Raw genomic sequence first — 14,130 nt, 5'->3', positions numbered from 1 at the left:
AGGTCTTATCGCGGACGCGGAACGATCCGCGCTCTGCGTTTCCGCCGCATTTCCTAACCGGCTGCCGCGTCCCGGCGATCCCGCGCCGGCCGGCCGGCGATTTCAGCAAATTCCGAGATCGGCTGCGGCCGCCCGATCAGATAACCCTGCATCTCGTCGCAGCCTTCGCTGCGCAGGACGGTAAGCTGAGCCTGCGTCTCCACGCCCTCGGCAACCGTCGTGAGATCGAGGCTGCGGCCGAGGCCGAGTACCGCGCGCACGATCGCGGCCGACTGCGCATTGCGCTCGAGATTGGCGATGAAGGTCTGATCGATCTTGATCTTGTCGAAGGGGAAGGACTGCAAGTAGGACAGCGACGAATAACCGGTTCCGAAATCGTCCATGGCAATGCGCACGCCGAGTGCCTTCAGCCGGCGCAGAATCGAGACGGCGCGCGAATAGTCATCCATCAGCGCGCCCTCGGTGATTTCGAGCACCAGCCGCTCCGGTGCGAGCCCGGTCTCCAGCAATACCGAATGCACGAGCGGGACGAGTTCCGCCTGCCGCAATTGCACCGGCGAGAGGTTGATCGCGATCTGCAGCGGCTTTCGCCACGTTGCAGCCTCGCGACAGCCCTCGCGCAGCACCCATTCTCCGATCTGGTCGATCAGACCGCTTTGCTCCGCCAGCGGGATGAAGGTACCGGGCGGCACGAAGCCGCGGCGCAGGTGATCCCACCGCAGCAGCGCTTCAAAGCCGATGATCTGTCCGGAGACGCGCGCCTGCGGTTGATAGAAAAGCTGCAGCTCGTTGCGCGCCACCGCGAGCGTGAGGTCGGCCTGCAGCGCACGCCGGTCATGCAGCATGCGGTCCATGTCAGCTTCGAAAAAGCGGATCGCGCCGCGGCCCTCGGCCTTGGCACGATAGAGCGCCGCGTCCGCGTTGCGCAGAAGACCGACCACGTCGGTACCGTCGTCCGGATACATCGCCACGCCGATGCTCATGCCCAGGCGAACCTTGCGCCCGTCGCAGTCGAAATCGCCCGAAACGGCGTCGACCAGCCGGCCGGCCAGCCTGGCCGCGGCCGATCGCGTGTCCGCATCGTCGACACAGATCGCCATGAACTCGTCGCCACCGAGCCTCGCGAGGAATGTGCCCGCCGCGGCTTCCTTCATGCGACTGGCGAGTTCGAGCAGCACATTGTCGCCGGCGGCGTGCCCGTAGAGGTCGTTGACCTCCTTGAAGCGGTCGAGATCGATGCAGAGCAGGGCAAAATGCCCGTCCTCGGCCGCTGCCTGCTGCACGGTCTCGGCAAGCTTCATATTGAGCGCCGCGCGATTGGCAAGATCGGTGAGCGGATCGTGATGGGCCATATGCGCAATGCGCGTCTCGTTGCGCTTGCGCTCGGTGATGTCCTCGATGACCGTCAGGAGATATTCCGGCTCGCCGTTGTCGCCGCCGATGGCGACGCGCTTGGACGACACGTCGCGCAACCGGCCATCCAGCGTGCAGGTGGGATGGAAATCGACCTTGAGTTCTCCGGTCCGCAATGCCTCCTGGTCGCGCGCCACGATCACCTCGGCCTGATCCCTGGGGAAGATTTCCGCGGTGGTCTTGCCGATCAAGTCCTCGCTCTTCGCGCCAAGCAGTTCCTCGCCGGCGCGGTTGACCAGGATATAGCGACCGCTCCTGGCCTCCTTCACCACGAGCATTTCCGGAATGTTTTCGATCACGGCATGCAGCATGTTGCGCGCGCGATGCAACTCCTGCTCGTCGCGCTTGCGAGCCGTCACATCCTCGATCACATTCATGATGTATTCCGGCTCGCCGTTCCTCCCTGTGATCGCGATGCGTTTCGACGTGACGTCCCGGTCTCTTCCGTCGAGTGCAAGAACTTTCCGACTCTCGATTGTGAGCTGTCCGGTGCGGAGCGCTTCCTCATCGCGCGCTCTCACCAGTGCGGCTTCCGGAGCTGGGAATATCTCGTCCCCGGTCTTGCCGAGGAGCTGGCCTTTGTTAGCCCCAAGCAGCGCTTCGCCGGCTCGATTCAGAAAGATGTATTGTCGGGTCTTTGCGTTCTTGACGACCAGACTTTCGGGGATGTTTTCGACCACAGCGTGCAACATGTTGCGAGCCCGCTGCAACTCCTTCTCGTCGCGCCTGCGTTCCGTGATGTCTTCGTGGGTTGCGACCCACGCCCCGCCTCCGGTCGGGCGGTTGGTGACGCAGAAGGTGCGGCCGTCGTCGAACTCGGTGATCTTGGTCATCGGTTCGCCGGAATTCATCTTGGTGCGCAGCTCGTCGATATAGGCGTCGATATCGTCGACGAAGCTGCCGGCCGCCATACGCAATTCGAGCACCCGCCGGATCGAGACGCCCGGTTTGATCTGCTCGGGCGAAAGTCCGTAGATTTCCACGAATCGGTTGTTGCAGACCACAAGCTCGCCCGCCGCGTTGAACATCACGAGGCCCTGGATCATGTGATCGATCGCGGTATCGAGGCGTGCGTTGGATTGCTGCAACTCGGACGTCTTGTCAGCAAGTCTTGCTTCCCGCTCGATCAGAGAGGCGCGGGAGGCTGCGAGTTGCGCGAACTGGTGGTAGAGTGCGTAAATCAAGAGCAGCGAGCAGATCAGCGCGAGCACGGTGCCCAACGCGATCATCAGCGCACGGTGTTTCCAGGCCGAAAGGGCCGCACCCGCCGGAATGCCCACATTGACGACCAGCGGCGTATCCTTCAGCGGCCGGACGGCGACCAGCCGGGGGATGCCGTCGAACGCGCCGGTGGAATTGAAATGACCGCCGCCGTCACGGACCAGGGGATACCATTTCGATCCGGCGGGCAGCTTCTGTCCGGTGAGATCGCCGATGTCGGGATGCCGGACCAGCACCGTTCCGTCGTCGCGCAGCATCACGAAGGAGAGTTCGCGCGCGGATGCGATCGAATCGTAGACATGCTTGAAATAGGCAGGCTTCATCCCGGCCAGAACGAGACCGAGAAACTCGCCTTTCGGCCCGCTGATCCGTTTGGCGAAGAACACGTTGCGCTCGCCGCTGACGCGATTGTCGACGACACCGCTCACATAAAGCTTCGGCACGACATGGTCGCGCGTATAGGCGAAATAGTCGCGGTCGGACAGGTCGGCTCCGGCCGCCGGCCATCCGCGCGAGGAACTGACCCGCCGGCCGGTCTTGTCGATGATCGAGATGAATTCGGTCTGCGGCAGTCGTTTGTCACGTTCGCTGAGCAGGACATGGACCGACCGGCTGCCGAGCAGTGCGTCGTAATCCGCGGGTCGCTGCTGGGCCTGCTCGCCGAAGCGCTCGGATATTTCGGACACGGAGAGATCGATCGCCTGTACCGCCCGGTCGGTCTGCTCCGCCAGCACCGTTGCGATGTTGCCGGTATCCGCGAATGCATCTTGTATGGCATCGTTGCGCAAGGCGATGACGGTCACGGTAATGGCCACCACCCCGACGCCGATCAGACCGAGCGCCACCAGGAGCAATTCGCGAAACGAGACTCGGGACAACAATGAAAGCACAACCGCCTCTCCCGGGCGTTCTTCTTGTGCTCCTTCAATAGCGGGGAGGTGGTTTCCGGAATGATGAAACCTTCAGCGCAATTCAGAATTGTTCTGAATGAACGATTACCTTTTGGTCATGCTTTACTGCTTCGGCCAGATGTTAGCCCGCCGTTAACCGCGGTCGGCGGGGCGACCGCGGCTGCAGGGCGGTTCACGGCATCGGGATTTCGCCGACGTCCTTTGGCTGCTTGTAGCCGCGCTGCACCGCGGGACGGTTCGCGATCGTGGTGTACCATCGCTTCACGTTCGGAAATTTGGCGAGATCGACTTCCTGCCACTCGAAGCGCGAGATCCAGGGCCAGATCGCAATATCGGCAATCGAATAATCGCCGGCGACGAAGTCGCGGCCTTCGAGCCGCCGGTCGAGCACGCCATAGAGCCGCTGTGCCTCCTTCGAATAGCGCTCCTCGGCATAGGCCGACTTGCCCTTGTTGTATTTCACGAAGTGATGCACCTGACCGAGCATCGGGCCGGGACCACCCATCTGCCACATCAGCCATTCGATCACGCGGTAACGGTCTTCGCCCTGTTTCGGCAGCAGCTTGCCGGTCTTGTCGGCAAGATAGATCAGGATCGCGCCTGACTCGAACAGCGACATGCCATTGTCGTTGTCGACGATCGCGGGGATGCGGTTGTTCGGGGAAATCTTGAGGAAGTCGGGCGCGAACTGCTCGTCCTTGGAAATGTCGATCGCGTGCGACTTGTAGGGCAGTCCCAGTTCTTCAAGCGCGATCGAAACCTTGCGTCCGTTCGGCGTGGTCCATGTGTAGAGATCGATCATCGTTTCCTCAGGCAGTTTTCGGAAGCTCGGGACATTGCAGTAGCAGCATCGCGGCTAGCGCGGCAGCGTATTTTTCACGACCCTGCCATCTTTCATGATGACGAAAAAGTTCTTCGCGGGCTCGGCGATGAGCTGGATATTCTCAAGCGGATTGCCGTCGACCAGGATCAGGTCGGCGAGCGCGCCTTGCTCGACCACGCCCAGTTTGCCGGGATAGGGGCTGCGCAACCCGGACAGCGCCAGCAACTCGGCGTTGGTCGATGTCGCCATCTTGAGAATCTCGGGAGCGGTGTACCAGCGCGTCAGCTTGGTCAGCATCGCGCCCTGCCGGGTCGCAGCGTCCTTCGAGAACAGGACGTCAGTGCCGAACGCGGTCTTGAGCCCGTATTTCTTCGCGAGCGTATAGGCGCGGTCGGTACCGGCAACGACCTGCGCCTTCTTGTAATGCTGGACCGAGCCGGGCGGAAAAACGCCACCATCGGGATCGTCGAGGAACGGCTGGATGCTGAGCCAGATGCCCTTGTCCGCCATTAGCTTCGCGGTGGGCTCATCCATCAGATGGCCGTGGTCGATGACCTTGACCCCGGCTGCGATCGCACTCTGCATGGCCTTCGGCGTATAGGCATGCACCGTCACGTAGGTGCCCCAGTTCTCCGCTGCGTCCACTGCCGCGCGCAACTCCGCCTCCGTGAAGGTCGATACATCGATCGGTGAGTGCGGGGAGGCGACGCCGCCACCGGCGGTCAGCTTGATCTGCGAGGCGCCCAGCATGAGTTGCTCGCGCACGCGCATCCGCACCATGTCGGGACTGTCCGCGACCATGGCGCCGCCGATCTCTTCCATGCGGCTCAGCCGTCCGCCGATCGCTCGTGGAATTTCGAGGGTCTGACGGAAGTCGCCGTGACCGCTGGTGACCGTGATCATGGCGCCGGACGGAAAGATGCGCGGGCCGGCCACCAGTCCCTGGTCTATCGCCTGCTTCAGTCCGAAGGCAGGTCCGCCAAGATCTCGAACCGTGGTAAAGCCGCGCATCAGCGTGTCCGTGGCCTCCAGCGCGGCGAGAATATTGACGTAGCCGACGTCGCCCGTGATCGCCTGTTGTGCGGTGGGACGCACCAGGATCGTGTGCCAGTGCGCATCGATCAGGCCGGGCATCAGCGTGCGGCCGCCGCCGGCAATCACCGTCGTCGCGGACTCGGCGGCGATCGGTGCAGTGGAAATGCGCTCGATGATGTTGCCCTTGATGAGGACGCTCGACGGCGGCGAGAGCGTTGCGTTCCTGCCGTCGAAGATGCGAACATTGTTGAACAGCGTTTGGGTCTGCGCGCTCGCGGAGGTGCTGACCACCAAGCCGAGGATGGCAATACGACAAATCCGTCGAGCGGATGCGGTCATCATGTGTCTCTCCCGGCGGCTTTGACGGACGCTATCGCACGGGAACGCGCGCGGACAGGCCCGGAAATCGCGTGACGGCGGCCGTCAGTTCTTCTTCTGCTCCGCCCGCAGCTTTTCGAGCGCCGCGCGGATCGGCCCGAACGGGCCATACATGTGCTGCCGCTGGCTGAAGCCGTCGGCATAAGGACCATACGGGATATCCGCGGGCTTTCGCAGCAGATCGGGAAAATCCTTGTCGAGACCTTCGCGCTGCGGCCGCGGCTGCGAGATCACGTAAGCCGCGATGTCCCACGCTTCCTGCTGGCGCAGGCGCGGCCGCGTGTAGCTGGTGCCGTTCGGCATGTTGAAATGAATGAAGTTCGCCATGGCGATCAGCGTCGCCATGCCGGCGCCATTGTTGAAACTGTCCGGGCCCCAGAGCGGCGGCGTCAGATAGCCGAAATTCGGCAATGCGTTGTCGCGCCGCACGCCCGATCCATCCAGTTGATGGCAGACCGCACAGGACTTGGCATAGAGCACCTTGCCGCGTGACGGATCGGCCGCACGGCCAAGGATCGGCATCTTGCCTTCGCCGAGGCCGGACAGTTTCTCGCCGCGAGTCGCTCCCTTCGACAGGAAATCGATGTAGGCCACGAAGGCCTGCATTTCCGGCGAGTCGACCGGCAGCGGTTTGCCGTTCATCGACCGCGTCATGCAGGAATTGATACGGTCCTGAATCGTGATTTCCTTCCCGGCCTCGAACGAATATTGCGGAAACTGGTCCTCCAGCCCCCAGAGCGGGATGCCGAACTTCTTTGTCCCCGCATTCAGGTGGCAGTTCGAGCAGGCGAGATTGTTGCCGGCGTAACGCTTCGCTTCGTCGGCCACCGCCGGACCGATATGGGCATAGGTCGCGGTGACGAGATCGCGGCCGCGGCGGATCAGCATCCCGGCCGCGTCGTAGGGCAGGGCGCCGATCTGCGGCACCGACCAGTTCGGATCGGCGGGTGGAGAGAGGTCCTGCGCCATGGCGGGATGTGCGAAGGCAGCCAGGGCAAGGAGTGCGGCGGCGAAACGCCGCGCATACCGGTCGGGCAGATGCATGTCAGCTCCCGCGATAGGTCGCGTAGCTCCAGGGCGTAACCAGGAGCGGCACATGATAATGGCCTTCCGGCTCGGCAATTGAAAAGCGGATGGGAACGACATCGAGAAAGGCCGGATCGGATTGAGCGGCGCCGCTGGCGGCGAAATAATCCGCGACCGCGAAGTTGAGTTCATACGATCCGATTCGCAACGGCTCGCCGGCGATCAGCGGCCGATCGGTGCGGCCGTCGGCATTGGTCATGGTTTCCGCCAGCAGCGACCGGGCGCTGGCGCCCACTTCATACAGGGTCACCTTGACGCCCTGTGCCGGCTTGCCGCTGACATTGTCGAGCACATGGGTGGACAGCCGTCCATCGGTCGCGGGCCTGCCGGGACCGTCGACCTTGCCGACCAGGCGCAGCCGCGTGATCAGGGCAATTTCGTCCAGCGCGGCCTTGCGCTCTGCCTCGGTATCGTTTTGCAGGCGGCGCGCGAACTCCTTCAGGATCGAATCGCGGGTATGCCGCCGCACGCAGATGATGAAGGGAATCCCGAATTTTTCCTGATAGGCCGCGTTCAGCCCGGTGAAGGTGTTGAACTCGGCGTCGCTCAGCCGGTCGAGCCCGAGCGATCCCTGCTCGGCCTGCGAGTCGGCCGTGATGTCGAGCCGCTTGACCCTGGACCCGAGCTCCGGGTGCGCGCGGATGAACGCGAGCTGCCGGTCCGGCGGGCTTGCCCGCACCACCCCCATCATGGCCTCGTGCAGCGCCGCGACGGTGGGGAACGGCCGGTGCCCGAAAGCGGCATCGGCGACCCAGCCGGCATGCTCGAAAACGTCGCCGACGGCAGCCGAAAAAGCCGGCAATGGCAGGGAATTCAGCGATTCCAGGGTGAACTTTGTGCCCATGGCCACCGACAATAGCGGATAAACGCGGAAAAGCCATTGATAACAATGACAAAATTCCCCTATTGGGAATAATCCCCCGCTGCATTAGGAAAGGCGGGGGCTCTTTCGACCCCGCTCAGACTTTTCGCTCACATCCATTTGAACCGGATCCGGTTCTCCCGCGACCAAACGATGAGCCGACCGTCCCGATGCAGCAAACATCAGACGAAGTCCTGATCCAGCGGATCGCAGGCGGTGACCGGCTCGCCATGCAGGTGTTGTTCGCGCGGCACCATGTACGGGTCTACCGGTTCGTCCTTCGTCTCGTTCGTAACGAGTCCGCGGCGGAGGATCTGATCAGCGAGGTCTTCCTCGATGTCTGGCGTCAAGCCGGACGCTTCGAGGGCCGCTCTGCGGTTTCGACCTGGCTGCTCGCCATCGCGAGGTTCAAGGCTCTTTCGGCCCTTCGGGGACGCAAGGAGGCTGAACTGGACGACGAAGTTGCAGAGGCGATCGAGGACGTTTCAGACACGCCCGAAGCCGCCATGCAGAAGAAGGATACGAGCGAAATCCTGCGGAAGTGCATCGCAACACTGACGCCGGACCATCGGGAGATCATCGATCTCGTCTACTACCACGAGAAGTCCGTGGAAGAAGTCGCGGAGATCGTCGGCATCCCGGAGAATACCGTCAAGACGCGCATGTTCTATGCGCGGAAAAAATTGGCGGAGTCCCTGAGGGCGGCAGGTATCGAAAGAGGTTGGCCATGAACGCGACAATGAACAACGCGCCTGAGCGCGAAGAGATCGAAATCCTGCTGCCGTGGTATGCGGCGGGGACACTGAATCGCCGTGACACCGCGCGGGTCGAGCGGGCGCTGGCAAGCGATACCGAGCTTGCACGCCAGTTCGAGATGGTGCGCGAGGAACTCGGCGAGACCATCGGGGTCAATGAATCGCTGGGCGCGCCGTCGGCGCGTGCGATGAAGACGCTGTTCGAGAAGATCGATGCAGAGCCCGCGCGCGCGCCGGCTGCGGCTTCGTTCAACCTGATGAGCCGCGTCTCCGAGTTCATGGCGAGCTTTTCGCCGCGCACGCTCGCCTATGCCGGCGGAGTGGCGGCGATTGCTCTGCTGCTGCAGGCAGGCGTGATCGGAACCATGATGAGCGAGCGTACCGGTACCGCGCCCGATCTCGCCTCGGCACCCGCCAGCGTGTCGGTCCCGCTCGGGGTGGAGGCGCTGGTGCGCTTCTCGCCGCAGGCAAGCGCGGCCGATATCACGGCCTTTCTGGATGCCAACAAGGCCACCATCGTCGGCGGCCCCGCGGACGGCTTTTTCCGGGTCCGGGTTCCCGCGAACAAGGACCAGACTGCCGAAATCGTGAAAAAGATCGGCGACAGCAAGGTGGTAAGCTTCGCTGTTCCCGCCGTGAAATAGGCGGCACGGCAACGCGCCCGGTTCGGGCGCGTTGCAGGACATTCACTGCACGGAGGCTTCGGTCATGCAGCTTTGGCCCAACCGGATCGCGGTCACCGTCCCGGCCCTGGCCGGGGTCGCGCTCGCGGCCATCCTGTCGATCCCGGCGCAGGCCCAGGGTTACGGCGGCTATGGTTCCGGCGCCCGCTACACCGTGCAGAGCGCGCCGGCACAACCGTCGCCGCGCAAGATCCGCAAGCCTTTCGTGCCGGTCGACGCGAAGTCGCGCCCCGCGAAGCCGCAGCGGCTGGTCCGGCCGGCGACCCGTGCCGTGACAAAGACCGCGCCGAAGGTCGATCCGGCGCCAGCCGCGGCGGCCAATGCCGCGGCGCCGAATCCGGATGCGACGCCGGCGCCGGCACAGCCGCGCCTGGCAAGCGGCCAGCCGCCGGCTGGTGAGCGGCGTTTCGTCGCCAATGAAGTCGTGATCGAGGTGGCCGGCCGTCCGACCGAGCAGGAGGTCGCGGCGCTCGCGAACCGCCATCAGCTCAACCGCGAGGAATCCCAGGTCTTCGATCTCAGCGGCACCACCATGTTCCGCTGGACCATCCCGGACGGACGCAATGTCAGCGCGGTGATCCGCAGTCTCGAAGCCGACGCTTCCATCCTGTCGGTGCAGCCCAACTACCGCTATCTGCTGCAGCAATCGAAGTTCGGGGAGGGCTCCCAGTATTCGCTGGAAAAGCTGCGGCTGGCGCGCGCCCATGAAATTGCGCGCGGCGTGCGGGTGCTGGTCGCCGTGATCGATTCCGGTATCGACGTCTCCCATCCCGAATTGCAGGGCACCATCGAGGATGCTTTCAACCCGGCCGGCGGCGACGGTTCCCCGCATTCGCACGGCACCAGTGTTGCCGGCGCGATCGTGGCGCAGTCGGAACTGACGGGCGTCGCGCCAGCCTCGCGTATCCTGGCGGTGCGCGCCTTCGACCCGGTCTCCGGCAGCGCCGAGGGCACCACGTTCAATATCCTCAAAGGCCTCGAATGGTCGGTCAAACGCGGTGCACGGGTGATCAACATGAGCTTCGCCGGGCCGCAGGATCCGGTGATGGCGCGCGCGCTTGTCGCGGCCGGCAAGCGCGGCATTGTGTTGATTGCGGCGGCGGGCAATGCCGGCCCGAAATCGCGTCCGCTGTTTCCGGCATCCGACCCCAACGTGATCGCGGTCACCGCGACCGATTCCGGAGACAAGCTGTTCCCGGGTTCCAATCGCGGCTATCACGTTGCGGTCGCGGCGCCGGGCGTGAACGTCTTGCTGCCGACGCCGGGAGGTGGCTACGACCTGCGAACCGGCACCTCGTTCGCGGCAGCTCATATTGCCGGGATTGCCGCGCTCGTGCTGGAGCGCAATCCCGATCTGTCACCGGATTCGGTGCGGCGGGTGCTGCTGTCGACCGCCCGCGATCTCGGGACCGCCGGTCGCGACCGTGATTTCGGTGCCGGGCTGGCAGACGCCTATGAGGCGCTTCGGTCGCTTGGCGATGAATCCGAAGTCACCGCCGGCAAGCCCGATGCCCGCATCGGCAGGGCGCAGGGCGGCCGTTAGCGGGGCATTAACCGGAATGCGCGTGCGAGCGTCGTGCCTGCTTGCCGTGATGGCGGCGGCGGGCTGGGCCATCCCGGCCGATCCGTCCGCAGCCCAGCCGGTGCGCCTGGCCGACGGCGATTCGTTTTCGCTCGGCGGTCAGCGTTTCCGGCTCTATGGCATCGACGCGCCCGAACTCCATCAGCAATGCACCGATGCCGGCGGCCGCGTCTGGCCCTGCGGTCTGCGCGCACGCTCCGAGCTGCGCCGCATCATCGGCACGAATCCGGTCCAGTGCCGCACGGTCTCGACCGATCGCTATGGCCGGTCGATCGCGATCTGTCATGCCGGCGGGCGCGATGTCGCCGAGGAGATGGTCCGCTCCGGCCACGCCATGATCATCGAGCGGCGGGGCTCCGACAATCCCTACGAGGCCGCGCAGGCGCAGGCCCGCGTCGACAAGCGTGGATTGTGGGTTGGAACTTTCGAGTCTCCGCGGGACTGGCGGCGCGCCAATCCGAGGCGCGATGACGATGAATCGCCCGTGCCCCCGAGTCCGCGCGACTGGCTCGCGCGCAAAGCTTCGGAAATCTGGCAGGCGCTGTCGGAATGGGTTCGGGCCGTCTTCGGCAATTGAACCTGGCGCGGCCGTCCGGCGACCAATCACCGTAACGCCGCTTGCGGTCCGCTCCCCGCGGAACCGCCCAGTGTGTGACCGGTGCACGCGCCCCTTCCACCCTGCGCCGGTCCCACTTGACCCGTCCGGCTTGTCCCCGCCGGGCGGGTCTTTTTTTGCCGTTGCGACCGTTTGACAGCGGCCCGCCAAACGAAATGTGAAGTCCGATCGGCGATCCGCCTGCTTTTTGGTGTTCGGCGGCCGGTTAGAATTGAGCTAAGCTTCGGTCAGATTGCCGGTTCCTGGCACGGCCTTCACGTTGCTTTGAGACCTTGAACGCGACCCGCGGAGCCGGACACCAACAACCGACACGGCGTGTCACGCCGCGCGTCGCAAATGATTTCGCAATGGGAGACCACAATGAGCGGTCGTCAACGAGTGAGTAGCCCGGTCAGGGGTTTGGCTGTCGCGGCCGTTTTCGGCCTCGGCCTGACCTTTGCGGGCGTCGCCAGAGCAGAGGTTCCGCCGCCACCGGCCGATCCGATCGCGAAGGCGGCCTACGACGTCCTTCTCAAGCATTGCGCCCGCTGTCACCAGGATGGCGCGCTCAGCGAGAAGGACCTCGATAATGTCGAACACACGCGGGAAAAGTCGGCGGCAAATTTTTCCAACGTCCTGAATCTGGAAGAGGTGGCGGCGAATCCGCATTTCGTCGTGCCCGGAAATCCCAAGGGGTCGCGCCTCTTCACCGAGGTCGCGGATCAGCGGATGCCGGATGACTGGATCAACGCCCGCGGCAACTGGCATCCGGTCACCGAGCAGGACATTGTCGCGCTCGCGGCCTGGATCGACAGTCTGAAAAGGGAATGCGATCCGGCGCAATTCGTCAACCACACCGACATGATGACCGAGATGGCGGAAGATCTCGAAAAGGAGAAGACGGTCAGCCGGCAACGCAACGTGCGCTATTTCACGCTGACCAATCTGAAAAATGCCTGCATCTCCGAAAAGGAGCTGAAAGTGTACCGGCAGGCGACGATCAAGCTGCTCAACAGCCTGAGCCGTTCTCCGGACGTCGTGCGGTTGCAGCCGATCGACGAGGGCAGCGAGACCATCCTGAAAGTCTATCTCGACGACCTTGGCTGGGACGAAAAGGACTGGGACACCCTAATGGCCGCGTATCCCTACAACACGCAGCCGGAAACCAACTATACCAAGCTCCTCACCGAGGCCACCGGCAGCAAGATGCCGTATGTCCGCGCCGACTGGTTCGCCTTCACCGCGTCCCGGCCCGGCATGTATGAAAAGCTGCTGAAGCTGCCCGACACCTTCCAGGAGCTTGCCAAGCAGGAAAATGTCGACATCGATGCCAACATCAAGAACTTCCTCGCCCAGCGGTCCGGCTTCCGGAAATCCGGCGTCAGCGTCAACAACCGCATGATCGAGCGGCATCGCTCGCGTCACGGCTATTTCTGGACGTCGTATGACTTTGCCGGGACCAAGGGCAAGCAGGACCTCTACGATCATCCGCTTGGACCGGGCGGTGCCAACGGCTTCGAGCATGACGGCGGCGAGTCGATCTGGAGCCTGCCCAACGGCTTCCAGGCCTATTATCTGAACGACGCCAAGGGCAAGTCGCTGAAGGTCGGGCCGGTGGAGATCGTCAAGGACCATCGCTCGAAATTCGGCGTGGTGACCAACGGCATTTCCTGCATGGGTTGCCACGAGAACGGCATGATCAAGAAGAATGACGAAATTCGCAAGATCGTGCTGGAGAGCGGAGGCAAGCCGCTCAGCAGGGCCGACATGAAGGCGGTCGACGCGCTCTATGTGCCGATCGAGCAGATGGAAAAGCTGCTGGCCGGCGACACCCAGCGATTCATCAACGCGATGATCAAGGCCGGCCTCGACCCAAAACTGCAGCTCAACGGGACGGAAATGATCACCGCGCTGTCGCAGCGTTACGAGGCCGATCTCGACCTTGCATTGGCGGCCGCGGATCTCGGTCTGGAAAAGGAAGTGTTCTCCAAGACCTTGAACGGGGCGGTGAAGCCGGAGCTGTTCCAGGCGGTGCGCCGCCTGCAGCAGAACACGCTGCCGCGGGATCAGTTCGAAAATCGGTATCGTGACCTGATGGAGCAGTTCGGCGACGAGGTCGTTGTGGTTCTCGCTGCGCCGGAAGGCGAGAAGAAGCCCGAACCCCAGAAGGTCAAGACCGAGGTCGACCTGTCGCTGACCTCCGACAAGCTCGAATACAAGGTTGGCGAGGCCCCGTTCTTCACGGTGGTTTCCACCAAGGACTGCTTCCTCACGCTGACCAACATCGATGAGAAGGATACGCTGACGGTGCTCCTGCCGAACGCGTTCGACAAGAACAACTTCGTCAAGGCCAATGTGCCGTTCAAGGTCCCGGGTCAAAAACCGAAATTCATCTTCGAATTCGGCGACAAGGGCAAGGAGACCGTGATGGCGGTGTGCACCGAGAAGGCGGTCGAGGTCGACGGCATCAAGCACGACTTCAAGAAGGAGCAGCTGACCACGGTCAAGGACGCGACGCGCGCGCTCGGCAGGAAGCTCGAGACCCGTGCGATCCGCGTCAAGCCCAACGAAGGCGGCGGCAAGGTCGCCGGTCCGGCTCCGGCCAAGAAGGAGGCGGCGCCGGCCGCCGACATCAAGCGGACGGCGATTACGGTCCAGGTCCGCTGATCCGAAATACGGCCGCCGTCCGCGGCGGCCGGAACTCACGGCAAGCCCGCCCGCGATTTTTCGCGGGCGGGCTTTACCATTTCCGCAGGACGTGCAGTCATGACGCGGGGACAGGACGT

Annotated in this window: 10 protein-coding genes; 5 read left to right on the top strand and 5 right to left on the bottom strand. The window is 63.6% G+C overall.

From position 1 onward, the window contains the following. Positions 1-53: 53 nt before the first annotated feature. The 5 genes from AB7F49_RS26095 to uraD all read right to left on the bottom strand — a co-directional run bounded on the left by AB7F49_RS26095 (position 54) and on the right by uraD (position 7,711). Positions 54-3,524, bottom strand: coding sequence for a bifunctional diguanylate cyclase/phosphodiesterase (locus AB7F49_RS26095; protein WP_428527828.1), 3,471 nt, complete (start codon positions 3,522-3,524; stop codon positions 54-56). A 193-nt stretch (positions 3,525-3,717) separates the two neighbouring features. After that, positions 3,718-4,347, bottom strand: a complete 630-nt coding sequence (locus AB7F49_RS26090; RefSeq protein ID WP_428527826.1) for a glutathione S-transferase family protein — start codon at positions 4,345-4,347, stop codon at positions 3,718-3,720. 54 nt (positions 4,348-4,401) lie between these two features. Further along, positions 4,402-5,742 (bottom strand): amidohydrolase family protein, encoded by a 1,341-nt coding sequence (locus AB7F49_RS26085; RefSeq protein ID WP_428527836.1) that lies wholly within the window; start codon positions 5,740-5,742, stop codon positions 4,402-4,404. A gap of 84 nt (positions 5,743-5,826) precedes the next feature. Continuing rightward, positions 5,827-6,825 (bottom strand): c-type cytochrome, encoded by a 999-nt coding sequence (locus AB7F49_RS26080; RefSeq protein WP_428527824.1) that lies wholly within the window; start codon positions 6,823-6,825, stop codon positions 5,827-5,829. A 1-nt stretch (position 6,826) separates the two neighbouring features. Next, positions 6,827-7,711 (bottom strand): 2-oxo-4-hydroxy-4-carboxy-5-ureidoimidazoline decarboxylase, encoded by an 885-nt coding sequence (gene uraD, locus AB7F49_RS26075; protein ID WP_428527822.1) that lies wholly within the window; start codon positions 7,709-7,711, stop codon positions 6,827-6,829. A gap of 188 nt (positions 7,712-7,899) precedes the next feature. Here uraD and AB7F49_RS26070 point away from each other — a divergent pair, with 188 nt between their 5' ends. The 5 genes from AB7F49_RS26070 (at position 7,900) to AB7F49_RS26050 (ending at position 14,011) form a co-directional block, all read left to right on the top strand. Continuing rightward, positions 7,900-8,460, top strand: a complete 561-nt coding sequence (locus tag AB7F49_RS26070; protein ID WP_428527820.1) for a sigma-70 family RNA polymerase sigma factor — start codon at positions 7,900-7,902, stop codon at positions 8,458-8,460. Beyond that, entirely contained in the window at positions 8,457-9,128 is a 672-nt protein-coding gene (locus AB7F49_RS26065) for a hypothetical protein (protein ID WP_428527818.1), read from the top strand. The genes AB7F49_RS26070 and AB7F49_RS26065 overlap by 4 nt, the downstream gene beginning before the upstream one ends. Before the next feature lie 64 nt (positions 9,129-9,192). Next, the gene (locus AB7F49_RS26060; RefSeq protein ID WP_428527816.1) at positions 9,193-10,710 is read left to right on the top strand and encodes a S8 family serine peptidase; all 1,518 of its coding nucleotides are present in this window, start codon (positions 9,193-9,195) and stop codon (positions 10,708-10,710) included. A gap of 16 nt (positions 10,711-10,726) precedes the next feature. Then, the gene (locus AB7F49_RS26055) at positions 10,727-11,326 is read left to right on the top strand and encodes a thermonuclease family protein (protein WP_428527814.1); all 600 of its coding nucleotides are present in this window, start codon (positions 10,727-10,729) and stop codon (positions 11,324-11,326) included. A gap of 399 nt (positions 11,327-11,725) precedes the next feature. Then, positions 11,726-14,011, top strand: a complete 2,286-nt coding sequence (locus AB7F49_RS26050; protein ID WP_428527812.1) for a DUF4384 domain-containing protein — start codon at positions 11,726-11,728, stop codon at positions 14,009-14,011. The last annotated feature ends 119 nt before the right edge of the window (positions 14,012-14,130 follow it).

This window comes from Pseudorhodoplanes sp. (assembly GCF_050250235.1).
Classification (GTDB): Bacteria; Pseudomonadota; Alphaproteobacteria; order Rhizobiales; family Xanthobacteraceae; genus Pseudorhodoplanes.
This window is presented reverse-complemented; position numbering and strand designations above follow the sequence as displayed.

Bases quoted from the DNA above. Each gene is read 5' to 3' on its own strand.
- AB7F49_RS26070 (WP_428527820.1), top strand. From the start codon at position 7,900: ATGCAGCAAACATCAGACGAAGTCCTGATCCAGCGGATCGCAGGCGGT.
- AB7F49_RS26055 (WP_428527814.1), top strand. From the start codon at position 10,727: ATGCGCGTGCGAGCGTCGTGCCTGCTTGCCGTGATGGCGGCGGCGGGC.
- AB7F49_RS26060 (WP_428527816.1), top strand. From the start codon at position 9,193: ATGCAGCTTTGGCCCAACCGGATCGCGGTCACCGTCCCGGCCCTGGCC.
- AB7F49_RS26090 (WP_428527826.1), bottom strand. From the start codon at position 4,347: ATGATCGATCTCTACACATGGACCACGCCGAACGGACGCAAGGTTTCG.
- AB7F49_RS26085 (WP_428527836.1), bottom strand. From the start codon at position 5,742: ATGACCGCATCCGCTCGACGGATTTGTCGTATTGCCATCCTCGGCTTG.
- AB7F49_RS26065 (WP_428527818.1), top strand. From the start codon at position 8,457: ATGAACGCGACAATGAACAACGCGCCTGAGCGCGAAGAGATCGAAATC.
- uraD (WP_428527822.1), bottom strand. From the start codon at position 7,711: ATGGGCACAAAGTTCACCCTGGAATCGCTGAATTCCCTGCCATTGCCG.
- AB7F49_RS26050 (WP_428527812.1), top strand. From the start codon at position 11,726: ATGAGCGGTCGTCAACGAGTGAGTAGCCCGGTCAGGGGTTTGGCTGTC.
- AB7F49_RS26080 (WP_428527824.1), bottom strand. From the start codon at position 6,825: ATGCATCTGCCCGACCGGTATGCGCGGCGTTTCGCCGCCGCACTCCTT.